The sequence below is a fragment of the Streptomyces atratus genome, assembly GCF_014648655.1.
GTDB lineage: Bacteria > Actinomycetota > Actinomycetes > Streptomycetales > Streptomycetaceae > Streptomyces > Streptomyces atratus.
This window is the reverse complement of sequence record NZ_BMRN01000003.1, coordinates 319,760-343,803: the sequence shown is the minus strand read 5'-3', so window position 1 is coordinate 343,803 and position 24,044 is coordinate 319,760. Positions and strand designations below refer to the sequence as shown.

The window sequence follows — 24,044 nt, the reverse complement described above, 5'->3', positions numbered from 1 at the left end:
CCGCACTGTGATGCTTGTCGCTCCGCCACCCTTCGGGTGACGCACCGGGATGCTTCAGGGCGTCACGCGGTAGGAGGCGATGGCTTGTTCATAGATGTCCGAAACCTTGTCGCGCCGGTCCTCCGGGCCGATGACCTGGAGAATGTGGTAGCGGCCGTCGACAATCATCGCGAGATTACGGGCGTACACCTCGCGACCGGAGGCGTCCTGCCAGGTGAACTGCCCCTCGGCCATGGCCTGTCGGCCGACATCGATCCGGCGCAGCCCGCTCGACCCCGACCAGCTGGAGTCGCGGAACGGCTGCAACTCCAGCTCCTTGTCGGCCTGGTACGCCAACGGGTCGTCGCCGTTGGCCTTGACGGTGTCGCGTCCGGGGACGATCAGCAGGCTGAAGCCGTCGCTGCCGTACCGGATCTGACGGTCCGCGTTGGCGGGGCTGCGCTGCCAGCCCTTGAGCACGCCGACCTCGAAACCCTCCGGGTCCTTGCGCAGGGCGTAGCCGGGGGCGAGTGCGACGGCGGAGCGGCTGGTCTGCGGCTGCTGCGCGCCGGACGGCTGCGAGGGCGACTGCCCGCCGGTCGTACCGGCGCCGGGCTCCGGCGAACCGGACGTCGACGACGCCGGGCCCGAGGAGCGGGTGCCGGAGCCGCTGTCCTCCTTGGGCATGAACATCACGGCGTACGCGATGGCCGCGACCAGGGCCAGCAGGATCAGCACCAGAAGCAGCCGCCCGAGCCGTCGCGGCGCCCGCCCCTCGCCCGGCCGGGGTCGGGGCGGCGTACGCAGCGCCTTGGGGCCCTTGGGTTCACGCGGCGCCCTGGGTGCCTTTTCCGCCCGGGGTCTGTCGTGGCGGTCGGACTTCTCCTTCGTGTGGCGGTGGCGGCCGTGGGCCGCGCTCTGCCCCATGCGGCCGCGGCGCCTGCGGACCAGCTCGCCCCGGCGGCGCACGACGGGAAGCCGGGCGCTGTCGGCGGACGGCAGCGGCACGACGTCCAGACCGGCCTCGGGCTCGGGCGCCGACCGTACGAGGGAGCGCAGCCAGCCTTGCAGCTCCTCGAAGTCCGGCCGCTCGGTGGGGTCCTGGCGCAGCAGCGACTCGACGACAGGGCGCAGCGGACCGCACTCCTCGGCGAAGGCGGGCGGCTCCCCGCACACCATCTGGACGAGCTCGGCCGCGTTCTCCTCGGGGTACGGGGCGTGGCCCTGGACGGCGCGGTAAAGCAGCGCGCCCAGCGCCCAGAGGTCGGTGGCGGGGCCGATCGGCGGCGCCAGCTGCCAGTTCTCGTGGACGGGGCCGGCCTGCTCGGGCGCCCAGCGCTCGGTGACCGCGCCGACGACGGCGATCCGGGCCTGCCGGGCGCGCTCGGCGGCGAGGGTGGTGGCGGGGCCGCGGTAGGCGGGGCCCGTACGGCCGTCGGCGACGATCTCGTCCCAGCGGCCCGGCGGTTGCTGCGGCTCGGGCCGGTGCGCGGGCAGCGCCGGGGAGTTGCCCTGGCGGCGGGCATCGGCGCGCAGGGCGTCGCCCGAGCCTCCGGCGGGGACGGGGCGCCCAGATCCCGGGCCGTCGCTCCAGGTACCGGTGAGATGCAGCCGCCGGCCGGGCGGCGACTGGCCGTCGCCTCCGTAGCCGTCGTCGTCCTCGTCGTCGTACAGGTCGTCTTCGTACGGGTCGTCTTCGTACGGGTCCTCGACGGGCCGGTTCCAGGGGCCGGCCGGCTGCGGGTGGCCGTGGTCCGGGCCGGGCGGCCCCGCGCTTTCCGGCCGCGCGGGGCGCTGGACCGGGAGGCTGCCGGTGTCCTCCGCCTCGCCGGCCCCGGCCGGGTGCCGGTCCTCGCCGACGCGGGCGGCGGCGCGGGCGCCCGCACGGTAGGCGGCTATGGCTCCGGCTCGCTCGGCCCGCAGCTGCGCGGCGCCGGCCGCTGCGGGGGCGGGCGCCGGGAGGGCGGGATTCACCGGCGGCCGTACGGCCTCCAGCTCGCCCGGCACACCGTCATGGGGGTCATCGGCGTACCGGTCGCCGGGGTGCGGATCGTCGTGCGGATCGTCATCGTCGTACGGATCACCGGTCGCCCGGCCCGTCTCGATCGCCACCGGGCCGCGCGCAGCCGGCACCTCGGCCGGAGCGACGGGCGGCGGTGCGTACGGCCCGGTCGGGTCCGTCTCGTACGCCGGGCGGCCGCCGTATCCCTCGTCGTACCCGCCGTCGTCCTCGTCGTCGGGCTGGGGCGTCGGTACGTACCCGCAGAGCGCCTCCTCCGCCGCTCCGGCCGCCAGACCGGTCAGCACGACGCGGCCGTCGTCGCAGACCAGCACCGTGCGGACGGTGATGTTGCGGTGGGTCCAGCCATGGGCGTGCAGCACCCGCAGCGCCGTCAGCACATCGGAGCCGATCTCGGCGGCCCGGAAGGGATTGAGCGGGCGCTCCGCCAGCAGGGCCGCGAGCGGGCGGGCCATGACGAGTTCACTCACTATCCAGAGCGAGCCGGCCTCGGCGAACACGTCGAAGACCTGGTCGAGCCTGGGATGGTCGGGGACCTGGGCCGCCGCCTGCGCCGCCTCGATGGCGCGCCGGACCGCCGGGTCCGTGGACCGCCGCACGGCGCGCCCGGTGACCCGCCGGGCCGCCGGGACCGGACCGTCGCCGTCGAGCACCTCGGCGTCCACCACCTCGGGCAACGGCACCTGCCGGAGCAGGACTTCCTGCCCGCTGTAGGTGTCGAACGCCCGGGTCTCGACCAGTTCGTACTCATCGGACGGGGGCAGCGGAAGGCGATAGCGGTCGGCAAGTACCCGACCCGCATAGTCATCCACGACGCCTCCCCAGAGCGCGCTGTTCCCCCGGCCACAAAGACCGCACGAATCCATCAATTGCGGTCACTTACCGTGCAATTGACCCACCGTTCCGGCTGCGTACGGTCTTCAGGCTCTCACGATACGTGGCAAGTACCGGCCGTGCGTCAGGGTCGGCACATCCCGGCCCTTTTCGCCCCATGGATCAGTCGGTGGGCTCGAACGTGTCGAACGCGGTCTCGCGCAGCGTCCGGCACTCCTTGCTGTCCCACTCGCCCACCTTGCAGCTGATCATGATCGCGTAGCCGTGGGTGGCGTCGACCTTGAAGCCCCGGTTCAGCACATGGATCCGCTCACCCTGCTGGGTGCGCTCGAACTCCCAGTCGGCGACGGTCGGGTAGCCGTTGTACTGGACCTTCTTCACGCCGAGGTGGTGGTAGCCGTTGCTGCTGGCCGCGACGGCGCCCTTCGCGGCGTTCCAGGCTGCGGCGGCGTCGCCGCCGGGCGAATCGGTGTAGTCGACCTGGACGCGCGGGAAGCCGCCCCGCTCGACGTTGTAGATGCCGCCGGAGTTGCGACCGGCCGTGTCGGTGAGCCGGAAGTCCTCGGGCATCGCCATCGCGAAGTGGAACTGCTTGTTCTTGATGGCTTTGTATCCCGCGGGCAGCGCGTCGGCGGCGTCCGGGGCGTCGCCCTTCGAACCATCCGACCCCTTGCCCGAGTCGTCGCCCTTGCCCTTGCCCTGATCCTTGTCCTGGCCCTGGTTGCCGCCCTGATCCTGGGCCTTGTCGCCGCCACTGCCGCTGTCGGTGTCCGCGGAGCCGCCGGTCGTCGAGGGCCCGGCCGAGGTGGACTTGTCGTCCTTGCCGTTGCCGCCGCTCGCGTCGTCCTTGCCGCCTCCGTCGAGCGTGAGGGCGAGGACCGTACCGATCATGGCGAGCACGATCACGGCCGCGATGATCGCCAGGGTGCGGCGTGACACCACGTCCGTGATGGACGCACGGGGCGGGGTGGTCGGCGACGTGGCGGGACGCGGCGACGGTACGGCGGCGGAAGCCGCGGCCGGCTTCGCCGGAGTCGAAGGCCGGGCAGGCTTCGAAGAGCCCGTCGAGGGAGCGGTCGACGGAGGTGTCGAGGGAGGCGGCGGCGCAGTGGTCGAGGCGGCGGCCGCACCCACCGCTGCGGCAGGTGCCGCCTTCGCGTTCCGCGCGGAACGCAGTGCGCCCCGCAGCCGGTCCCGGGCACCCTCGCCCGACTCCCCGGACTTCGACGCCGACTTGCTGCCCGGTTCGGCGGCCTGGCCGGGCAGCGCCATGATCTGGGTGGCGTCGGCGGGCGGGGGCACCACCGGGTCCGGCTTCTCGGGAGCGTGGATCACGTCGTTGAGCAGGGCGCGCGCACCGGCGTCGTCGAGCCGCTGATCGGGGTCCCTGGCGAGCAGGCCGTAGATGACCTCCTCCAGCGGACCGGCGTTCTTCGGCGGGTCGAGCGGCTCGGTCATCACCGCGGTCAGGGTGGCGATGGCCGACCCCTTGTCGTACGGCGGCGAGCCCTCGACGCTGGCGTACAGCAGTCCGCCGAGCGACCACAGGTCGGCGGGCGGTCCCGGCTTGTGCCCGCGGGCGCGCTCCGGGGAGATGTACGACGGGGCGCCGACGAGCATGCCCGTCGAGGTGACCGACGGGTCGCCCTCGACCTGCGCGATGCCGAAATCGGTCAGCACGACCCGGCCGTCCTCGGCGATCAGTACGTTGGACGGCTTCACATCGCGGTGCAGGATGCCCTCGCGGTGCGCCGATCGCAGCACGTCGAGGATGGCGAGGCCGACCTCGGCGGCGCGCCTCGGCGTCAGCACCCCGTCCTCGCGGATGGCCTCGGCGAGGGACTTGCCCTCGATGAGTTCCATCACGATCCACGGCCGGTCGTCCTCGTCGACCACGTCGTAGACCGTCACCGCGCCGTTGTTGCGGATCCTGGCGATCGCCTTCGCCTCACGCAGCGTCCGCGTGATGAGCCGGCGCTTCTCGTCCTCGTCGATGGCCGAAGGGAACCGCAGCTCCTTGACCGCGACCGTACGGCCCAGCGTCTCGTCGACGGCACGCCAGACCGTGCCCATACCGCCCCGGCCGAGCACCTCCCCGAGCCGGTACCGCCCCGCAAGAAGACGTCCGTCCTTGTCCCGTTGGGGCTCCCGTGCCTGCTCCGCCTCCGACATGCGTCCCCTCTGCGATCAACCCGCCCTGGCAGAGCGTTCATTGTCCCTCACCCCGGGACCGGTCTTGGTGCCGGGTCCACGGGCCCGTCATGATGTGGCCCGAGGAAGGGATTCCCTGCCATGCCGACACTCAGGGCGCTGCTTGTCGCCCCGTTGTTGCTGGCGCTGCTCGGCCTGGGAACAGCGACCCTGCCCAGCGAACCACACCTCACGCCCGCAGCGGCCTATCTTCCCCGGCTCGTCGCCCGGGGCGGTGCTCCCACGGCGGCACTGCTGGCCCATCGCGCCGCTTCCGCACCGTACGACACCTACCGCTCGACGGGCCCGGGTATCCGCAGGACGGACCGGTTCCGGGCCGGCAGCATCACCAAGACCTTCGTCGCGACGGTCGTACTCCAACTCGCCCGGGAGAGAAGGCTGCAGCTTTCGGACACCGTCGGCCGACTGCTTCCGGGCCTGATCCGGGGCAACGGCAACGACGGCCGCCGCATCACCCTGCGCGCCCTGCTCAACCACACCAGTGGCCTCTACAACTACACCGCAGACACCTCCGCCCATCCCGTCTCCGCCACCGCCGCGGTCCGTGTCGCCCTGGCCCACCATCCGACGAATGCCCCCGGCGGCTACGCCTACTCCAACACCAATTACGTCGTTCTCGGACTCGTCATTCAGCGCGTCACCGGACACGACTACGCCACCGAGATCCGCCGCCGCATCATCACCCCCCTGCGTCTCACCGGTACCTCCCTGCCAGGCGCCCGTACCTCCCTGCCCGCCCCGCACGGCCGCGGCTACGCCCGCGACCCGGCCGACGGCCGCCTGCGCGATGTCACCGCGCTCGACCCGCGCACGGCAGGCGCGGCCGGGGAGCTGATCTCCACACTCACCGACCTGAACCGCTTCTACGCGGCTCTGCTGGGCGGGCGCCTCCTCCCGCCCGCCCAGCTGGCGACCCTGCTGAACACCGGTGCCACGCACGGCGTCTACGGCCTGGGCATCTATCCGCAGAAACTCTCCTGCGGCACCACCGTCTGGGGCCACAACGGCCACATAGCAGGCAGTTACGTCCGTACCGCCGCCACGCGCGACGGCCGGCACACCCTGACGTACCGCATCGACACGGACACCCTGACCGCTGCGGCGACACTCGAACCGGCTCTCCTCGACGCGGAGTTCTGCGGCCGCGCACCTGACGTGGCCTAGAGCGGCACGATGTCCGGCGCCCCGAGCCGCGCGGCGTCCGCGGTGAGGTCGTCCGGCTGCCGCTGCGACTCCCGCTCCGCCTGCACCCGCTTCTCGTAGTGCTCGACCTCCCGGTCGATCTGCCCCTCGTCCCAGCCCAGCACCGGCGCCATCAGCTCAGCACAGATCCGGGCGCTGAGCGTGCCCCGGTCGAAGGTCTCGATGGAGATCCGGGTCCGGCGGGTCAGCACGTCGTCGAGGTGGCGGGCCCCCTCGTGCGAGGCGGCGTAGACGATCTCGGCCTTCAGATAGTCGTCCGCGGACGGCAGCGGCTCACCCAGTGCCGGATCGTCGACAATCAGATCTAGGAGCTCCTCGGTCATGGAGCCGTAGCGGTTGAGCAGATGCTCCACCCGGGCGACATGGAGCCCCGTACGGGCCGCGATTCTCGCCCGGGCGTTCCACAGTGCGCGGTATCCCTCCGCCCCCAGGAGCGGAACGTCCTCGGTGACGCACTCCGCCACTCGCTGGTCGAGACCGTGCACCGCCTCGTCCACGGCGTCCTTCGCCATCACCCGGTACGTCGTGTACTTGCCGCCCGCCACGACCACGAGGCCCGGCAGCGGGTGCGCCACCGTGTGCTCGCGCGAGAGCTTACTGGTCGCATCCGACTCGCCCGCCAGCAGCGGCCGCAGCCCCGCGTAGACACCCTGGACGTCATCCCTGGTCAGGGGTGTGGCCAGGACCGAGTTGACGTGTTCGAGCAGATAGTCGATATCGGCGCTGGACGCCGCCGGGTGCGCCTTGTCCAGGTCCCAGTCCGTGTCCGTCGTCCCGACTATCCAGTGCCGTCCCCACGGGATGACGAAGAGGACGGACTTCTCGGTCCGCAGGATCAGGCCGGTCGAGGAGTGGATGCGGTCCTTCGGGACGACCAGGTGGATGCCCTTGGACGCCCGGACGTGGAACAGCCCGCGCTCCCCGATCAGCGCCTGGGTGTCATCCGTCCAGACCCCGGTCGCGTTGACCACCTGTTTGGCCCTGACCTCGTACTCCCCGCCCGCCTCGACGTCCTCCACGCGGGCGCCGACAACCCGCTCGCCCTCCCGGAGGAAACCGATCACCCGTGCCCGGTTCGCCACATGGGCGCCGTATCCGGCGGCGGTGCGCACCAGGGTCGCCACATAGCGGGCGTCGTCCATCTGGGCGTCGTAGTACTGCAACGCCCCGACCAGGGCGTCCTTCCTCAGCGCCGGGGCGGCCTGCAGGGCGCGGCGGCGGGAGAGGTGCCGGTGGACAGGCAGGCCGCGGCCGTGCCCCGACGACACCGACATCGCGTCGTAGAGCGCCACGCCGGAACCGGCGTAGAGCCGCTCCCAGCCCTTGTGCTGCAGCGGATAGAGGAACGGCACGGGCTTCACCAGATGCGGGGCCAGCCGCCCCAGGAGAAGCCCGCGCTCCTTCAGCGCCTCCCGGACGAGCGCGAAGTCGAGCATCTCCAGATACCGCAGCCCGCCGTGGATCAGCTTGCTCGACCTGCTCGATGTGCCCGAGGCCCAGTCGCGCGCCTCGACGAGGCCGGTCGACAGACCCCTTGTCGCCGCGTCCAGCGCCGTGCCGGCGCCGACCACGCCCGCCCCCACTACCAGCACGTCCAGTTCGCGCTCGGCCATCGCGGCAAGCGCCTCGGCGCGCTCCGCAGGTCCCAGTGTCGCTGTCCTCACCGCTGCCTCCCGGGTAGATCGGGGTGGTCCGGCACGTGGCGCGACCCGACCGAGCGGTCGGGCGACCCGTGCCCACCTCTCGATTCTGTCCGCCGTACACGACTTCGGCCACCGCCTGTGGACAACACCAGGACGGCTGGAGCCGCACAATGCGACATATAGGTCATATTTACGCCTAGTCTGACATTGCGCTGTCCCCAGCGGTTGCGCTTTCCGCTCTCATGGTCTTGGACCGACCGGCAAACGGAGGGTGGCGCCCTCCATCTGCCGGTCGGTCCAAGGGAAGGACGGCCCAGCCACATGCCCGCAGACCTCGCAGTCATCGGACTCGGCCACCTCGGCCTGCCCCTCGCCCAAGCCGCCACCGCCGCCGGAGTCCAGACCGTCGGCTACGACATCGACCCACGCGCCTACGCGGAACTCGCCGCGGGCCACACCCCCGTCGAGGGGTCGCTCACCGCCTCGGACGTGCGCCGGATGCTCTCGGGGGGTTTCCGGCCCACCACCGACCCGGCCGAACTGGGCCGGGTCCGTACCGCGGTGATCTGCGCGCCCACCCCGCTCGGCGCCGACCGCACCCTCGACCTCACCGCCGTCGGCGACGCGGCCCGCGCGCTCGCCGCCCGGCTGCGCCCGCACACCACCGTCCTGCTGGAATCGGCCGTGCAGCCCGGCACCACCGAGAGCTATGTACTGCCCCTCCTCGAAGAGGGCTCGGGGCTGCGCGCCGGACGCGACTTCCACCTCGCCTACTCCCCCAGCCGCCTCGATCCCGGCAACAGGACCCACGTCTACGCCAACACCCCCAAGGTCATCGGCGGCCTCACCCCCGCCTGCACCGAATCCGCCGCCGCCTTCTACGGCCGGCTCACCGACAAGGTCGTCCGGGCCCGCGGGCCGCGCGAGGCCGAGATGACGAAGGTCCTGGAGACCAACTTCCGGCACGTCAACATCGCCCTGGTCAACGAGATGGCGGTGCTCTGCCACGATCTCGGCGTCGACCTCTGGGACGTCATCAGATGTGCTGAGACCAAGCCCTTCGGCTTCCAGCCGTTCCGTCCGGGCCCCGGCGTCGGCGGCCACGGCTCCCCCGTCGACCCGGGCTACCTCCCGTACAACAGCCGCACCCCGGGCCACCCCTTGCGGATGGTCTCCCTCGCCCGGGAGATCAACGACCGGATGCCGCAGTACGTGATCCAGCGCTGCGCCACCCTCCTGAACGAGCACGGCAAGTCCGTGCGCGGCGCCCGGGTGCTGCTCCTCGGCATCACCTACAAGCCGGACCTCGCCGACCAGGAGGCCTCCCCCGCCCGGGAGATCGCGACCCGGCTGATGGACATGGGCGCCCAGGTCGGATACCACGACCCGCATGTCCTGGACTGGCGGGTGCGTGAACTCCCGGTCCCGCGCGCCGACTCGCTGTACGAGGCGGCATCGAGCGCCGACCTCACGGTGCTGCTGCAGCACCACCGTACGTACGACCTCCAGGGCCTCGCGGTGAAGGCCCAGCTCCTCCTGGACACCCGGGGCGCGACCCCGGCGGGGGCCGCACACCGGTTGTGAGAAAGGGGTTCCAAGGGTCGGTGAAGAGCTCCCCAAGGATTTCGGTGGGCGATGTCGTAGGCGACTGCTAGCCTGCGGCGTCACTTCTCGCACAGTCGTGCGTTTCCGTCCCAGGGGGGATTCCACCATGAGCCAGTCCGTGCCACCGGCGAACCAGCCGAACGACGCCCAGCCCGCCGGCGGCAACCCGTACGCAGGCCAGCAGCCCGGCCAGCCCGCCGCCCCGACCGGCAACCCGTTCGCGGGCCAGCAGCCCGGCGCATACGGACAGCCCGGTCAGCCCGGCGTCCCGTTCGGTGGCGCACCGTTCGCCCCGCCGGCCCCGGCTCGCAACAACCTGGGCCTCGGCCTGGTCGCCGCCGTCGTCGCGGCCCTCGTCGCCGCGGGCATCTACGGCGGGATCATCGGTGCCACCAAGCACGAGATCGGCTACGCGGCCGTGGGTGTCGGCGCCGTCGTCGGCTTCGCCGCAGGCAAGCTCGGCGGCCGCAACCCCGTCCTGCCGGTCATCAGCGCCGTCCTCGCGCTGATCGGTGTCTACTTCGGCCAGCTGCTCGGTGAGGCCATCATCATCAGCAAGCAGCTCCCGCTCTCGGTCAGCGAGATCTTCTTCGACCACTTCAGTGACCTGAACAAGGTGTGGAAGGAAGACGCGGACCCGCTGACCTTCGTCTTCATCGTGATCGCCGGAGTCGTGGCCTTCTCGGCCGCGCGCAAGGCGACCGACTGACCGAAGCCGTCGCCCACGACATACGGGAGGCCCGGACCACGCCTGCGGTCCGGGCCTCCCTCCGTGCTGCCGAGAGCGATCAGCGGCGGTGCTGCGAGTCCGCCACCGTCACCTCGACGCGCTGGAACTCCTTGAGATCGCTGTACCCCGTCGTCGCCATCGCCCGGCGCAGCGCGCCGAAGATGTTCATCGAACCGTCGGGGGTGTGCGAAGGACCGGTGAGGACCTCCTCGGTCGTGCCGACGGAGCCCAGGTCGACCAGCTTGCCGCGCGGCACGTCCTCGTGGACGGCCTCCATGCCCCAGTGGCGGCCGCGGCCCGGCGCGTCCGTCGCGCGGGCCAGCGGGGAGCCCATCATCACGGCGTCCGCACCGCAGGCGATGGCCTTCGGCAGGTCGCCGGACCAGCCGACACCGCCGTCGGCGATCACGTGCACATACCGGCCGCCGGACTCGTCCATGTAGTCGCGCCGGGCACCGGCCACATCGGCGACCGCGGTCGCCATCGGGACCTGGATACCGAAGACGTTGCGCGTGGTGTGCGCGGCGCCGCCGCCGAAGCCGACGAGGACACCGGCCGCACCGGTACGCATCAGGTGCAGGGCGGCGGTGTACGTGGCGCAGCCGCCGACGATCACCGGGACGTCCAGCTCGTAGATGAACTGCTTGAGGTTGAGCGGCTCGGCCGCACCCGAGACGTGCTCGGCGGAGACCGTCGTACCGCGGATGACGAAGATGTCCACACCCGCGTCGACAACGGCCTTGGAGAACTGCGCGGTGCGCTGCGGGGAGAGCGCGGCGGCGGTGACGACACCGGAGTCGCGCACCTCCTTGATGCGCTGCCCGATCAGCTCTTCCTGGATCGGGGCGGAGTAGATCTCCTGGAGGCGGCGGGTCGCCGACTCCACGGGCATCTCGGCGATCTCGTCGAGCAGCGGCTGCGGGTCGGCGTGCCGGGTCCACAGGCCCTCGAGGTTGAGGACACCGAGGCCGCCCAGCTCACCGATGCGGATCGCGGTCTGCGGGGAGACCACGGAGTCCATGGGAGCCGCCAGGAACGGCAGCTCGAAGCGGTAGGCGTCGATCTGCCAGGCGATCGAGACCTCCTTCGGGTCGCGGGTACGACGGCTCGGAACGACGGCGATGTCGTCGAATGCGTACGCCCGGCGGCCGCGCTTGCCGCGCCCGATCTCGATCTCAGTCACGATGGTGTGGCCTTTCCCTCTACGTCTGCGTTGTCCAGTATCCCCGACACACGGCTGAGGGGCGGTCCCGGGAACCCCGGGCCGCCCCTCAGCTGCGCTGTTGCGTTACTTCCTGCTGTAGTTCGGCGCCTCGACCGTCATCTGGATGTCGTGCGGGTGGCTCTCCTTGAGACCCGCCGAGGTGATCCGGACGAACCGGCCGTTGGCCTGGAGCTCCGGGACGGTGCGTCCGCCGACGTAGAACATCGACTGGCGCAGACCGCCGGTGAGCTGGTGGACGACCGCAGAGAGCGGGCCGCGGTAGGGGACCTGGCCCTCGATGCCCTCGGGGACCAGCTTCTCGTCGGAGGCGACGCCCTCCTGGAAGTAGCGGTCCTTGGAGAACGACTTGCGGTCGCCACGGGTCTGCATCGCGGCGAGGGAACCCATGCCGCGGTACGACTTGAACTGCTTGCCGTTGATGAAGAGCAGCTCGCCCGGGGACTCCTCGCAGCCCGCCAGCAGCGAGCCGAGCATCACGGTGTCCGCACCGGCCACGAGGGCCTTGGCGATGTCGCCGGAGTACTGCAGGCCGCCGTCGCCGATGACCGGGACACCGGCCGCCTTGGCGGCGAGCGAGGCCTCGTAGATCGCGGTGACCTGCGGAACGCCGATGCCGGCGACGACGCGGGTGGTGCAGATGGAGCCGGGGCCCACGCCGACCTTGATGCCGTCGACGCCCGAGTCGATCAGCGCCTGGGCTCCGTCACGGGTGGCGATGTTGCCGCCGATGACATCGACCGAGGAGTTCGACTTGATCTTGGCAACCATGTCGCCGACCAACCGGGAGTGACCGTGGGCGGTGTCGACGACGATGAAGTCCACGCCCGCCTCGATGAGCGCCTGGGCCCGCTCGTACGCGTCGCCCGCGACACCGACGGCGGCGCCGACCAGCAGCCGGCCTTCCTTGTCCTTGGCGGCGTTCGGGTACTGCTCGGCCTTGACGAAGTCCTTGACGGTGATGAGGCCCTTGAGGACCCCCGCGTCGTCGACCAGCGGCAGCTTCTCGATCTTGTGGCGGCGCAGCAGCTCCATGGCGTCCACGCCGGAGATGCCGACCTTGCCGGTGACCAGCGGCATCGGCGTCATGACCTCGCGCACCTGGCGCGTGCGGTCCGACTCGAAGGCCATGTCACGGTTGGTGACGATGCCGAGCAGCTTGCCCGCGCCGTCGGTGACCGGGACACCGCTGATGCGGAACTTGGCACACAGCTCGTCGGCGTCGCGCAGCGTCGCGTCCGGGTGCACCGTGATCGGGTCGGTGACCATGCCGGACTCGGAGCGCTTCACCAGGTCGACCTGGTTGGCCTGGTCGGCGATGGAGAGGTTGCGGTGCAGCACACCGGCGCCGCCCTGCCGGGCCATGGCGATCGCCATGCGGGCCTCGGTGACCTTGTCCATCGCGGCGGAGAGCAGCGGGATGTTCACCCGCACGTTCTTGGAGATGTACGAGGAGGTATCGATCTGGTCGGGCGTCATGTCGGACGCGCCGGGCAGCAGCAGCACGTCGTCGTATGTCAGCCCGAGCGTCGCGAATTTCTCGGGCACTCCGTCGACGTTTGCAGTCATGACACCTTCCCCAAATGGCCTTGATCGGTGCGGATGTCCATGCTAACGGCCTCCGGGGGTGTCTCATTCCACGAGCAAGATCACCTAGAGGTTCTGTAGCTTCGTACGGAACCTGGACAGGGCCCGGCTCACTGCTCCGCGAGGGCCCGCAGCCTGCTGAGCGCCCGATGCTGGGCGACCCGGACCGCACCCGGAGACATGCCCAGCATCTGCCCGGTCTCCTCGGCGGTCAGGCCGACCGCGACCCGCAGAACGAGCAGCTCACGCTGGTTGTCCGGGAGGTTGGCAAGAAGCTTCTTGGCCCAGGCCGCATCGCTGCTGAGCAGCGCGCGCTCCTCGGGCCCGAGCGAATCGTCCGGCCGCTCGGGCATCTCGTCGGAGGGCACGGCCGTCGATCCCGGGTGCCGCATGGCGGCCCGCTGGAGATCTGCGACCTTGTGGCCCGCGATGGCGAAGACAAAGGCTTCGAAGGGTCTGCCGGTGTCCTTGTAGCGCGGCAGCGCCATCAGCACCGCGACACAGACCTCCTGCGCCAGGTCCTCCACGAAGTGGCGAGCATCACCGGGCAGCCGGTTCAGCCGGGACCTGCAGTAGCGCAGCGCGAGGGGGTGGACATGGGCCAGCAGATCATGGGTGGCCTGCGCGTCGCCCTCGACAGCACGGTGCACCAGTGCACCGATCACCGTCGTCTCGTCGTCGCGCATCGGACCATGGTGCCTCGGAGCCGCGTCATCCGTGCCGCCGCGTCCGTAGTTGTGCACCGAAGCGTTATGAGCGGGTGCGCCGGAAGTCATGTCCTGCGCCCTCCCCTTCCGCTCGACCGAATCGTTCCCGAGGAACTCCACATCTCAAGGATGCGGCATCGGCCGGGAAGCGTCACATACCGCCGGCGCGGAGGGCGCCACCGGCGGGGCGGAGCCCGCCTCGCGCACGTCGGTCGCATTCCCCGTCCGCCGGTGTGCGGACGGGGAATCGATCGACTGCCGGCCATGGCCGGTCCTCAGCGGACCAGGCCCCAGCGGAAGCCGAGCGCCACGGCGTGCGCCCGGTCCGAAGCGCCGAGCTTCTTGAACAGACGCCTGGCGTGCGTCTTCACCGTGTCCTCGGAGAGGAACAGCTCACGGCCGATCTCGGCGTTCGAGCGGCCGTGGCTCATTCCTTCGAGCACCTGGATCTCACGCGCGGTGAGCGTCGGCGCCGCACCCATCTCGGCCGACCGCAGCCGACGGGGGGCGAGCCGCCACGTCGGATCGGCCAGCGCCTGGGTGACGGTGGCCCGCAGCTCCGCACGGGAGGCGTCCTTGTGCAGATAGCCGCGGGCACCGGCGGCGACCGCGAGCGCGACACCGTCCAGGTCCTCGGCGACGGTCAGCATGATGATCCTGGCGCCGGGGTCGGCGGAGAGCAGCCGCCGGACCGTCTCCACACCCCCCAGACCGGGCATGCGTACGTCCATCAGAATCAGATCCGAACGGTCGGCGCCCCAGCGGCGGAGGACTTCCTCGCCGTTGGCCGCCGTCGTCACACGCTCGACGCCGGGCACGGTCGCGACCGCGCGACGGAGCGCTTCTCGGGCAAGCGGGGAGTCGTCGCAGACGAGGACGGATGTCATGACCGTCCTCCGCAGCTGATGCGCGTCACCTTGAGCCTCCAGGCTGTTACAAGTCGTCACCTGAGCGGTTGACGCTCTCGGACATCTGCCCGATCGCTTTTTCTGTCAACCGCCTCCGCCCTCTCAACGATGGTCACTCGAAAGAGTTACGGGTCGGACGGCCGGGTTCGGCACTCTACGTGAGGACCCGTGCACGGAGGAGAGCGGCACGGATCATCCAACCGTCAACCGAAACTTCACGTGAAGGTATGCCCTATTTGGCGGGTTTTCTTCCCTTTTACTGGTGTCTGTGGCTAGATTCGCAATCAGTCATATTTACATCTACTTACACCGTAGATGTAAATGTCATGGGCACGGTCAACAACGGACGACAACGACGATTCCGACTCAGCATGGTTTCGAGGGGACAAGCAATGGCAGATTTCTCCCGGCTTCCCGGACCCAACGCCGATCTGTGGGACTGGCAGCTGTTGGCGGCCTGCCGCGGGGTCGACAGCTCGCTGTTCTTCCACCCGGAGGGTGAACGCGGGGCGGCACGGAGCGCCCGCGAGAACTCGGCGAAAGAGGTCTGTATGCGATGCCCGGTACGCGCCGAGTGCGCAGCACACGCACTGGCGGTACGAGAGCCCTACGGAGTATGGGGCGGACTGACCGAGGACGAACGCGAGGAGCTCATGGGACGGGCCCGCAACCGGCTGATCGCGGCAGCGGCGCCGTCGGGCCTTCCGTCCCCGTCGGGACACGGCTGATCCCACCCCACCCGGCACAACAAATACAAAAACGTTTCCGCATTTCACCCGGCCACCGAGGGGGGCCGGGCCACAGGCAGGCCCAGTTCAGCGGGCGGCCGCCAGGGACAGCTGGTCGAGGGTGGCCGCCACTGCCGGCACCTGGGCCAGGTCCGGCAGGGTCAGGGCGACGATCTCGCGCTCGATGGCCGGCTCCACCGTCACCGTGCGGGCCCCCTTGGGGCGTACCGACTCGATCGCCAGCTCCGGCAGTACGGCGACCCCCAGACCGGCACCGACCAGGCCGATCACTGCCGGGTAGTCGTCGGTCGCGAAGTCGATCCGGGGCGTGAAGCCGGACTCCTCGCAGACTTCCACCAGCTGGCGGCGGCAGCGCGGGCAGCCCGCGATCCACGACTCGTCGGCCAGCTGCGCAATGCCGACGGCGGCCGAACCGGCCAGCCGGTGCCCCTCGGGGACCAGGCCGATCAGCCGGTCGGTGAGCAGCGGGCGTACGACCAGGTCGTCCCACTCCGCGCCGGAGGCGCCGTAACGGAACGTCAGTGCGATGTCGCAGTCGCCCTCTCGCAGCATCTCGACCGAGCGCGGCGGCTCGGCCTCGACCAGGGAGACCCGGGTGCCGGGGTGGGCCGCGCGCAGCGCCGCGAGGGCGCCGGGGACCAGCGTGGAACTGCCGCTGGGGAACGAGACGAGCCGGACCCTGCCGGCCCGCAGCCCGGCGATCGCGGCGACCTCCTCCTCGGCGGCGGTGAGCCCGGCGAGGATTCCGGAGGCGTGCCGGACAAGAGCCTCGCCCGCCTGGGTGAGCCGCATCTCGCGTCCCGTACGGATCAGCAGGGTGGTTCCCGCAGAGGCTTCCAGGGCCTTCATCTGCTGACTGACCGCTGGCTGGGTGCAGCCCAGTTCGCGGGCGGCGGCGGAGAACGAGCCGGTGGCGGCCACGGCGCGCAGGACACGGAGATGACGGGCTTCGATCACCACTCAAACATAAGCGATTCTTGGGTTGCGTGCGAGTTATTGGCGCACATCTTTGGGGGTGGAGTGGTTAGCGTTCTCCGTATGAAGCCGATGAAGCTGCTGACTGTGAATGTGGGACGGCCCAAGGTCGTCGACTGCACCGACGCCCCCGGCGGCGCGACCGGGATCGACAAGCAGCCGGCCGACGGCCCCGTACGCGTCACCGACCCCGGCCCCAAGGGCACCGGCGGCAGCGGCCTGGCCGGGGACACGGTGTGCGATCTGCGCCATCACGGCGGCTCCGACCAGGCCGTGTACGCATTCGCCCGCGAGGAACTCGACGTCTGGGAGCGGGAGCTCGGCCGCCCGCTGGCCAATGGCACGTTCGGCGAGAACCTGACGACCAGCGGTCTGGACGTGAGCGGCGCGAAGATCGGCGAGCGCTGGCGGATCGGTCCCGACCTGGTCCTGGAGGTCACGTCGAGCCGGATTCCCTGCCGTACGTTCGCCGGCCATCTCGACGAGAAGCGCTGGGTCAAGCGGTTCACACAGGCGGCTGCCCCGGGTGCCTACCTGCGGGTGATCGAGCCGGGCGAGATCCGATCCGGGGACCCGGTCGAGATCGTGCACCGGCCGGACCACGACGTCACCGTGAAGCTGGACTTCCTGGCCTCGACGACGCGTCGGGAGCTGCTCCCGAAGCTGCTCCCGGCGCGGGACGCGCTGCATCCCGAGTCGCTGCGTGCCGCTCTGAAGTACGTGGAGAAGGCGGCGGCGGACGACTGATCGCGGCGTGCCGGACAGGCACTAACGTGCCGCGTATGACGACTGCACTGATTACGGGCGCGACCGCAGGGATCGGAGCCGCATTCGCGCGGCGGCTCGCGGCCGATGGGCACAACCTGGTGCTGGTGGCGCGCAACACCGAGCGGCTGCGCGAGCAGGCGACCGAACTGCACGACCGGCACGGCATCGAGGCCGAGGTGCTGACGGCCGACCTGTCCGAGGACAAGGGGATCGCCGCGGTCGAAGCCCGGTTGACGGACCGTCACCAGCCGGTCGACCTGCTGGTCAACAATGCCGGGTTCGGCAACAAGGGCCGCTATCTGGATGTGCCCATGGCCGATGAGCTGAACATGCTGAAGGTGCACTGCGAGGCGGTGCTGCGGCTGACCTCGGCGGCCGCGGCCGGGATGCGGGAGCGCGGGCGGGGCGGGGTCGTCAACGTGGCCTCGGTGGCGGCGTTCGTGCCGCGCGGGACGTACGGCGCGTCCAAGGCCTGGGTCGTGCAGTTCACCCAGGGTGCGGCGAAGGACCTGGCCGGTTCGGGGGTTCGGCTGATGGCACTGTGCCCCGGCTTCGTACGGACCGAGTTCCACGAACGGGCCGGGATGGGGACCGGCAACATCCCTGGCTGGATGTGGCTCGACGCGGACAAGCTGGTGGCGGCGGCCCTGGCGGACCTGGCACGCGGTAAGTCGGTCTCGATCCCGGACCCGCGGTACAAGGCATTGATGGGGCTCGTGAAGGTGACGCCGCGCGGCCTGCTCGGAGGGGTCACCTCCAAGACAGGCCGCAAGTACGGGCCGCAGTGAGTGGGTTACCGGGTGGGCGGTTGCCTCACCCCGCGTCCCGCGTAGGCGCCGATGTTGGGGGCGCCGGGCTTCAGCTCGTTGCCGAAGTAGTCCTTGCCGCCGTTGTTCTCGATGACGGCTCCGGCGGCGAGGGCGGGCGAGCCCGCACCGAGCCGGAAGTCGGGCCGGAGCTTCGGATCGGCCGTGATGCCGCCGGGGTCGGGACGGGTCATGTCGATGCCGTAGAAGGCGTTGTGGTCGAAGGAGAGTCCGGGCGTCGGGTTCTTGAAGGCGTAGCCGCCGGTGCCCTCGCTCACGAAGATGTTGTTGCGGATGGACAGTTCGTGCTGGGTGGTGGCGGGGCTGCCTGCGTCGTCCTGGACGAGGTAGCCGGGGATCTGCTCCTTGTTGTGGAAAGTGTTGTTGTAGATCTCGGTGCCCAGGATCGGGCCCCAGCAGTTCTGGATCAGGCGGGCGCCGTCGTTGCGGCTGACGTTGTAGCGGGCGACCGTGCCGATGGTCTTGGCGCCGCTGTACGGGCAGATCAGCAGGAAGCCACCCTTGTTGTCGTGGCTGTAGTTGTACTGGAAGACCGTGTTCCGCGAGGCGCCGTCGGCGTCGAAGGACATCCCGTCGTGGGTGTTGCCGCCGCCCGAGACCTCGTTGTACTCGACGGTCGTGTCGTCGGTGTTGAAGGTCCAGATGCCCGCGTTGGCGGAGGGCGAGCGCAGCTGGAAGCCGTCGACCCGGTTGTGGTCGACGCGGGCACCGCTGGTGGTGTCGAGCTTCATGCCGTCGCCGGCCAGGGACTTCAGCGTGTTGTGGTGGATGCGGACTCCGGTGCTCGGCGTCCACTCCCCCGGGTAGACGTTCGGGTCCTGCTGCTGGCCCACCAGATCACGCTTGGAGAAGGTCGATTTGAAGTAGATGCCCTCGCGGTCGACGTCCTCGATGCGGTTGTGCCCGATGTCCAGGCCGTCGTACCGGCTCGCCTTCGTCCTGCCCTCGACCGCGATGTGGATCGCGCTGGAGCCGGACACCGTCTTGTAGTCGCCGCCGCGCACATCGTGGATGTAGAGGCCGGAGATGTCGAAGCCGCGGGCGGTGCCGTAGTCGGTGAGGCGGAGGCGGACGCCGTTGCGCTCGCTGCCGGGGTTGTCGGCGTTGGTGATCTCCAGGGCCTTGAGGTGCACGTACTGCATGTTGGAGAGCAGCACGACATCGTGGGCGCCCGCGCCGTCCAGCTTGGCGCGGGCCGGGCCGTTGCCGTAGTCGGCGATGGTGAACGGTGCGCGGGCGGAGCCGGTGCCCTTGGGGGCGAGGGTGCCGGAGCAGGTGGCGCCGCGTTTGAAGAGCAGCCGGTCGCCGGGGCCGTAGGTGTGCGCGTTGGCCTCGGCGAGCGTGGTCCAGGGGTGCTGCTTGCTGCCGGTGGCGCCGGCCGGGGCGGCTGTGCAGTCGACGTGGAAGGTACGGCCGGTGGGTGCGGCCTGTGCGGCACTCTGGCCGGCGACAGTCAGACCGGCGGCGGCCGTCAGGGCCGCGAGCGTCGCAGCAGTGACGCGATGTCTCACAATTCCTCCGTACGAACAGTCAGGGGCGGGACGAGTCGGCATCGCCGGAATCCTGGACTCGGATTGATCGAACGTCAATGGATTGCGTTTGAATGATCGAAACTCCCATCGTTCGATCACGTTGGTCTAGGGTCGGACAACGGCCCCGGCACCGGCCGGGCCGGGGGCCGGGCCACACACTGCGAGGGGACTGCTGCCGTGCGCGAAAGTGCTGCTGAACGTCATGACCGCCTGCTGGGGCTGGTACAGGAACGGGGCTCGGCCCGGGTCTCGGATCTGGCCTCGCAGCTGGGGGTATCGCCCGTCACGGTGCGCCGGGACGTGGAAGAGCTGGCCGGCCGGGGCCTGCTCGACCGGGTGCACGGCTCGGTGTCCTGGCCGCAGGACGCAGCCGGTGCCGCAGGGCCCGGCGGCACCGGCACCGGCCTGGTCCTCGGCATGCTCGCGCCCTCGTCGACCTACTACTTCGCCGAGGTCATCCGTGGGGCACACGAGGCCGCGGCCAGGGCGGGTGCCCGGCTGATCCTGCGGATCTCCGACTACCGGCCGCAGGAGGACCACGCCCGCACCGAGGGCCTGCTCTCCGCGGGCGCCGAGGGGTTGCTGGTCGCGCCGGGCTGGCAGCACCCCGGCGACCCCGCCGCGTTCGGCGGCTGGATCGCCTCGCTGCCCGTGCCGACCGTCCTGCTGGAGCGCAGGCCCACCGCGGGCTCCCCGCTGGACGGCCTGGACCGGGTCTGCTCGGACCATGCGCACGGGGTGCTGCTCGCCGTACGCCACCTGGTGGATCTCGGGCACGGGGCGCCGTTGCTGATGGCCCGGGCGGACTCCCCGACCGCCGTCGCGGTGCGGTCCGGGTACGAGGAGGCCCTGGCCGTGCTCAGGCTGCGCGCACCGCAGGACGTGATCGATTCCGTACCGGCCGAACTCGCCCCGGACGCGTTCGAACAGGCCGTGCAGGCGCTGCGTGAGGCGGTCCGCTCGGGGGTGGCGACGGCGGCGCTGATCCACAACGACGTGGACGCGATCCAGGTGGTGCAGCGCCTGGCCGAGCTGGGTGTACGGGTGCCGGACGATCTGGCGCTGATCGCGTACGACGACGAGGTGGCGGCCCTCGCGGACATCCCGCTCACGGCGGTGGCACCACCCAAGCGCGAAGTGGGCCGTCATGCGACGGAACTGCTGGTGGAGCGGCTCGGCCAGGACACGGACACGCCCCGGCGTCATCTGACGCTGCTCCCGCAGCTGCGGGTCCGGGACTCGTGCGGAGCACCCTTCTCGTAGGCAGTGAAGCAGGCGGTGAAGCCCGCTTGGAGCAGGCGTTCTCGCGGCCTCACGACCCCCTTCCACGGGGGCATTCCGCCCACTTCCGTACGTAACTTATTTGATCTTTTTTCGATCAATCGCTCTTTCGCTCTTGACTTCAGTCACGGCTGGTCCAAGGATCACGGCCAACGCCAATGTCGTCGCCTGTTCAGGAGCCTCGCTGTGAGCCGCAGTTCGAGCAGAACGTCCCTCGCCGTAGTCGGCGCCGCCACCGCCCTCGCCGTTCTCACGGCCTGTGGCGGCAGCGGCGACGACAGTGCCGCCGCCGGAAGCGACGGGAAGCCCGTCAGCATCACCTTCTGGGGCTGGGCCAAGGGGTCCAAGGAGGTCGTTGACGCGTTCAACGCCTCGCACAAGAACATCAAGGTGGTGTACGAGGAGATCCCGTCCGGCAACGCGGGCGGCTACGCCAAGATCTCCAACGCGGTGAAGGCGGGCAACGCCCCCGACCTGGTCTCCATCGAGTACCCGCAGCTTCCGGAGTACGTCAGTCAGGGCGCGCTCCAGGACATCGGCCAGTACTTCACCGACGACATCAAGAAGAAGCTGCTGCCGCAGGCGGTCGAGCTGACGACGCTCGGCGGCAAGAACTGGGCCGTCCCGTTCGACGCCTCGCCGCAGTCCTTCTACTACCGCAAGGACCTGTTCGAGAAGTACGGCGTCGAGGTCCCCAAGACCTGGGACGAGTTCCGCAAGGCCGCCGAGAAGATCAAGAAGGCCGACAAGAAGGCCCGTATCGGCACCTTCTTCCCCGATGACCCGACCACGTTCCAGGCGATGGCCTGGCAGGCCGGCGCCCAGTGGTACAAGCCCGAGGGCGACACCTGGAAGGTCAGCACGGCCGACGCGGCCACCAACAAGGTCGCCGACTACTGGCAGGGCCTGCTCGACGACGACCTGATCCGCGCCAACGCCTCGTTCAGCCCCGAGTGGACCAACTCCCTGAAGAACGGCGGCACCGTCGGCTACCTCGGCGCCGCCTGGGGCGCGGGCGTCCTCAAGGGCACGCTGCCCGAGCAGAGCGGCAAGTGGGCCGTCGCCCCGATGCCCAGCTGGGACGGCAAGCCGGCCAGCGGCATGCTCGGCGGCTCCACCTTCGCGGTGACGAAGACCAGCAAGAAGGCCGAGGCCGCGGTCGAGTTCGCCACCTGGATGTCGACCACCGAGGAAGGCATCAAGGCCCGCATCGAGTCCGGCACGTCGAGCGCCTTCCCGGCCGCGGCGGCGCTGCGCCCGGTGGCCAAGAAGTCCTTCGACGCCGGCTTCTACGGCGGCGAGGACATCTACCAGGTGTTCGAGGGCGCCGCGACATCGATCGGCCCGAACTGGAACTGGGGCCCGACGACCGGCACCACGAACACCACCATGAAGGACCAGTTCGGCAAGGTCGCGAGCGGCGGCACCACCATCAAGGAAGCGGTGAAGGCCGGGCACGACGCCACGGTCGCCGAGCTGAAGAAGCGCGGTCTGAAGGTCGAGGACGCAGGCTGATGAAACGCGCCCGGACGACCAGAGCCGCCGCCATCCTGCTGGGGCCCTTCTTCGTACTGTTCACCGTGGCCATGGTGCTGCCGATCGGATACGCGGTCTGGCTCAGCCTGTTCACCGAGAAACAGTCCGGCCTGGGCTTCGGCGGCACCGAGACCGTCTTCAGCGGACTCGACAACTACACGGCGGCCCTGGGCGACCGGGCATTCCGCGAGGGCTTCGGCGTACTCCTCGGATACTGCCTCTTCTACATTCCGCTGCTGCTCATCGGGGCCCTCGCCCTCGCCCTGCTGCTGGACTCCACGCTGGCCCGCGCCCGCCGGTTCTTCCAGCTCGCGCTCTTCCTGCCGCACGCCGTGCCCGGCATCATCGCCGCGCTGATCTGGGTCTACCTCTACACGCCCCAGCTCAGCCCGGTGGTCAGCGCCATGGAGTCCGGCGGCATCGGCTTCGACTTCTTCTCGCCCGAAGGCGCCCTCCCCTCCGTCGTCAACATCGCCCTGTGGGAGTGGCTCGGCTACAACATGGTGATCTTCTACGCCGCGTTGCAGGCCATCGACCGCTCCGTACTCGAAGCAGCCACGGTCGACGGAGCCGGTGCCTGGCGCACCGCGCTCAGCATCAAGGTCCCGTTGATCCGCGCCTCGGTCGTGATGGTCGCGCTGTTCACGGTCATCGGCTCGCTCCAGCTGTTCACCGAGCCGCTGATCCTCAACAAGGGGACGGGTTCCGCCGTCTCCTCCACCTGGACGCCGAACATGTACGCGTACACCGCGGCCTTCGAACGCAACGACTACGGTCTCGCCGCGGCCGCCTCCATCCTGCTGGCGCTCACGGCCGCGCTGCTGTCCTTCGTCGTCACCCGCTTCACCGGCCGGAAGGGCAAGAAAGCATGAACTCCCCCGCCTCCCGCGGCCGCTGGATGTCGAAGACCGCCGTCAACGGCTTCCTCCTGCTCGCCGTCGTCTACATGCTCTTCCCCCTCGTCTGGCTGGTCACCGCCGCCACGAAGGACACCGGCGGGCTGCTCGCGGGCAACGCGTTCTCCTTCGAGGACTTCAACCTCGGCGAGAACCTGTCGAACCTGGCCTCCTACGGCGACGGCATCTACTTCCGCTGGTACCTCAACAGCCTCTTCTACGCGGGCGGCGGGGCGATCGTCTGTTCGCTGATCTGTGTCGCCGCGGGGTACGCCTTCGACAAGTACGAATTCCGGGGCAAGGAGAAGCTGTTCGGCCTCGTGCTGATGGGCGTGCTCGTCCCCACCACCGCACTCGCGCTGCCGATGTATCTCCTGGCCTCGAAGACCGGCCTGGTCAACACATACTGGTCCGTGCTGATCCCGGTGCTCGTCAATCCGTTCGGCGTGTATCTCGCCCGGGTGTTCAGCACCGGCTACATACCGAACGAGGCCCTGGAGGCCGCCCGTATCGACGGGGCCGGCGAGCTGCGCGTCTTCTGGTCCATCGGACTGCGCATGGTCATGCCGGGCTTCGTGACCGTCTTCCTCTTCCAGTTCACCGCGATCTGGAACAACTTCTTCCTCCCCCTCGTGATGCTCTCGGACCGCAAGCTCTTCCCGCTGAGCCTCGGTCTGTACTCCTGGAACACCAACACCCACGGCGAGCCGAGCTTCTATCCGCTCGTCGTCACCGGCTCCCTCCTCGCCGTCATCCCCCTGATCGTCGCCTTCGTCTCGCTGCAGCGGCACTGGAAGGCCGGTCTGACCGCCGGCAGCGTCAAGTGACTCT

At 70.1% G+C, this 24,044-nt stretch carries 19 protein-coding genes; 10 read left to right on the top strand and 9 right to left on the bottom strand.

The window, feature by feature from the left end:
• Positions 1-54: 54 nt before the first annotated feature.
• Together IEZ15_RS07260 and IEZ15_RS07255 are read right to left on the bottom strand one after the other, a co-directional pair.
• Positions 55-2,811 (bottom strand): serine/threonine kinase C-terminal domain-containing protein, encoded by a 2,757-nt coding sequence (locus IEZ15_RS07260; RefSeq protein WP_189275109.1) that lies wholly within the window; start codon positions 2,809-2,811, stop codon positions 55-57.
• 184 nt (positions 2,812-2,995) lie between these two features.
• A complete protein-coding gene (locus IEZ15_RS07255; RefSeq protein ID WP_189275107.1) occupies positions 2,996-5,005 on the bottom strand; it encodes a serine/threonine-protein kinase in 2,010 nt (669 codons plus the stop codon).
• A 120-nt stretch (positions 5,006-5,125) separates the two neighbouring features.
• Between IEZ15_RS07255 and IEZ15_RS07250 the strand changes: the two genes are divergently transcribed.
• Entirely contained in the window at positions 5,126-6,208 is a 1,083-nt protein-coding gene (locus IEZ15_RS07250) for a serine hydrolase domain-containing protein (protein WP_189275105.1), read from the top strand.
• Here the strand turns inward: IEZ15_RS07250 and IEZ15_RS07245 are convergent.
• Positions 6,205-7,911 carry a glycerol-3-phosphate dehydrogenase/oxidase gene (locus IEZ15_RS07245; protein ID WP_114246153.1) on the bottom strand — a complete coding sequence of 569 codons (1,707 nt, stop codon included), beginning with the start codon at positions 7,909-7,911 and terminating at the stop codon, positions 6,205-6,207. The two genes, IEZ15_RS07250 and IEZ15_RS07245, sit on opposite strands and share 4 nt — an antisense overlap.
• Positions 7,912-8,211: 300 nt before the next feature.
• Between IEZ15_RS07245 and IEZ15_RS07240 the strand changes: the two genes are divergently transcribed.
• Positions 8,212-9,474 (top strand): nucleotide sugar dehydrogenase, encoded by a 1,263-nt coding sequence (locus IEZ15_RS07240; protein ID WP_189275103.1) that lies wholly within the window; start codon positions 8,212-8,214, stop codon positions 9,472-9,474.
• A gap of 127 nt (positions 9,475-9,601) precedes the next feature.
• On the top strand, positions 9,602-10,204 hold the full coding sequence (locus tag IEZ15_RS07235; RefSeq protein WP_189275101.1) for a hypothetical protein: 603 nt from the start codon (positions 9,602-9,604) through the stop codon (positions 10,202-10,204).
• A gap of 79 nt (positions 10,205-10,283) precedes the next feature.
• Here the strand turns inward: IEZ15_RS07235 and IEZ15_RS07230 are convergent, their stop codons facing one another.
• The 4 genes from IEZ15_RS07230 to IEZ15_RS07215 form a co-directional block, all read right to left on the bottom strand.
• Positions 10,284-11,408, bottom strand: coding sequence for a GuaB3 family IMP dehydrogenase-related protein (locus IEZ15_RS07230; protein WP_072486665.1), 1,125 nt, complete (start codon positions 11,406-11,408; stop codon positions 10,284-10,286).
• Between the two features lie 105 nt (positions 11,409-11,513).
• Positions 11,514-13,016 carry an IMP dehydrogenase gene (gene guaB / locus IEZ15_RS07225; protein WP_114246150.1) on the bottom strand — a complete coding sequence of 501 codons (1,503 nt, stop codon included), beginning with the start codon at positions 13,014-13,016 and terminating at the stop codon, positions 11,514-11,516.
• A 128-nt stretch (positions 13,017-13,144) separates the two neighbouring features.
• Positions 13,145-13,720, bottom strand: a complete 576-nt coding sequence (locus IEZ15_RS07220) for a sigma-70 family RNA polymerase sigma factor (protein WP_093893485.1) — start codon at positions 13,718-13,720, stop codon at positions 13,145-13,147.
• Between the two features lie 296 nt (positions 13,721-14,016).
• Positions 14,017-14,628, bottom strand: a complete 612-nt coding sequence (locus IEZ15_RS07215; RefSeq protein ID WP_003948568.1) for a response regulator transcription factor — start codon at positions 14,626-14,628, stop codon at positions 14,017-14,019.
• Positions 14,629-15,041: 413 nt separating this feature from the next.
• Between IEZ15_RS07215 and IEZ15_RS07210 the strand changes: the two genes are divergently transcribed.
• On the top strand, positions 15,042-15,377 hold the full coding sequence (locus IEZ15_RS07210) for a WhiB family transcriptional regulator (protein ID WP_093893461.1): 336 nt from the start codon (positions 15,042-15,044) through the stop codon (positions 15,375-15,377).
• An 87-nt stretch (positions 15,378-15,464) separates the two neighbouring features.
• On the opposite strand, the gene IEZ15_RS07205 is transcribed toward IEZ15_RS07210, so the two are convergent.
• Complete coding sequence (locus tag IEZ15_RS07205) at positions 15,465-16,355, bottom strand: LysR family transcriptional regulator (protein ID WP_114249251.1); 891 nt, start codon at positions 16,353-16,355, stop codon at positions 15,465-15,467.
• A gap of 90 nt (positions 16,356-16,445) precedes the next feature.
• Between IEZ15_RS07205 and IEZ15_RS07200 the strand changes: the two genes are divergently transcribed.
• Positions 16,446-17,120: an MOSC domain-containing protein gene (locus IEZ15_RS07200; protein ID WP_114249250.1), complete on the top strand. Its 675-nt coding sequence runs from the start codon at positions 16,446-16,448 to the stop codon at positions 17,118-17,120.
• A 35-nt stretch (positions 17,121-17,155) separates the two neighbouring features.
• On the top strand, positions 17,156-17,929 hold the full coding sequence (locus IEZ15_RS07195) for an SDR family NAD(P)-dependent oxidoreductase (RefSeq protein ID WP_189275099.1): 774 nt from the start codon (positions 17,156-17,158) through the stop codon (positions 17,927-17,929).
• Between the two features lie 5 nt (positions 17,930-17,934).
• Here IEZ15_RS07195 and IEZ15_RS07190 read toward each other — a convergent pair whose 3' ends face one another.
• On the bottom strand, positions 17,935-19,479 hold the full coding sequence (locus IEZ15_RS07190) for a right-handed parallel beta-helix repeat-containing protein (RefSeq protein WP_189275097.1): 1,545 nt from the start codon (positions 19,477-19,479) through the stop codon (positions 17,935-17,937).
• A gap of 198 nt (positions 19,480-19,677) precedes the next feature.
• Between IEZ15_RS07190 and IEZ15_RS07185 the strand changes: the two genes are divergently transcribed.
• From IEZ15_RS07185 to IEZ15_RS07170, 4 genes are all read left to right on the top strand, one after another.
• On the top strand, positions 19,678-20,763 hold the full coding sequence (locus IEZ15_RS07185; protein ID WP_189275095.1) for a substrate-binding domain-containing protein: 1,086 nt from the start codon (positions 19,678-19,680) through the stop codon (positions 20,761-20,763).
• Positions 20,764-20,967: 204 nt separating this feature from the next.
• The gene (locus tag IEZ15_RS07180) at positions 20,968-22,296 is read left to right on the top strand and encodes an ABC transporter substrate-binding protein (RefSeq protein ID WP_189275093.1); all 1,329 of its coding nucleotides are present in this window, start codon (positions 20,968-20,970) and stop codon (positions 22,294-22,296) included.
• On the top strand, positions 22,296-23,189 hold the full coding sequence (locus IEZ15_RS07175) for a carbohydrate ABC transporter permease (protein ID WP_114246145.1): 894 nt from the start codon (positions 22,296-22,298) through the stop codon (positions 23,187-23,189). Before IEZ15_RS07180 ends, IEZ15_RS07175 begins: the two co-directional genes overlap by 1 nt.
• Positions 23,186-24,040 (top strand): carbohydrate ABC transporter permease, encoded by an 855-nt coding sequence (locus IEZ15_RS07170; protein ID WP_189275091.1) that lies wholly within the window; start codon positions 23,186-23,188, stop codon positions 24,038-24,040. Before IEZ15_RS07175 ends, IEZ15_RS07170 begins: the two co-directional genes overlap by 4 nt.
• Positions 24,041-24,044 lie beyond the last annotated feature (4 nt).

Excerpts from the sequence above, each read along its gene's own strand:
- IEZ15_RS07200 (WP_114249250.1), top strand. The coding sequence starts at position 16,446 with ATGAAGCTGCTGACTGTGAATGTGGGACGGCCCAAGGTCGTCGACTGC.
- IEZ15_RS07195 (WP_189275099.1), top strand. The coding sequence starts at position 17,156 with ATGACGACTGCACTGATTACGGGCGCGACCGCAGGGATCGGAGCCGCA.
- IEZ15_RS07175 (WP_114246145.1), top strand. The coding sequence starts at position 22,296 with ATGAAACGCGCCCGGACGACCAGAGCCGCCGCCATCCTGCTGGGGCCC.
- IEZ15_RS07215 (WP_003948568.1), bottom strand. The coding sequence starts at position 14,628 with ATGACATCCGTCCTCGTCTGCGACGACTCCCCGCTTGCCCGAGAAGCG.
- IEZ15_RS07255 (WP_189275107.1), bottom strand. The coding sequence starts at position 5,005 with ATGTCGGAGGCGGAGCAGGCACGGGAGCCCCAACGGGACAAGGACGGA.
- IEZ15_RS07235 (WP_189275101.1), top strand. The coding sequence starts at position 9,602 with ATGAGCCAGTCCGTGCCACCGGCGAACCAGCCGAACGACGCCCAGCCC.
- IEZ15_RS07250 (WP_189275105.1), top strand. The coding sequence starts at position 5,126 with ATGCCGACACTCAGGGCGCTGCTTGTCGCCCCGTTGTTGCTGGCGCTG.
- IEZ15_RS07210 (WP_093893461.1), top strand. The coding sequence starts at position 15,042 with ATGGCAGATTTCTCCCGGCTTCCCGGACCCAACGCCGATCTGTGGGAC.
- IEZ15_RS07170 (WP_189275091.1), top strand. The coding sequence starts at position 23,186 with ATGAACTCCCCCGCCTCCCGCGGCCGCTGGATGTCGAAGACCGCCGTC.
- guaB (WP_114246150.1), bottom strand. The coding sequence starts at position 13,016 with ATGACTGCAAACGTCGACGGAGTGCCCGAGAAATTCGCGACGCTCGGG.
- IEZ15_RS07240 (WP_189275103.1), top strand. The coding sequence starts at position 8,212 with ATGCCCGCAGACCTCGCAGTCATCGGACTCGGCCACCTCGGCCTGCCC.
- IEZ15_RS07220 (WP_093893485.1), bottom strand. The coding sequence starts at position 13,720 with ATGCGCGACGACGAGACGACGGTGATCGGTGCACTGGTGCACCGTGCT.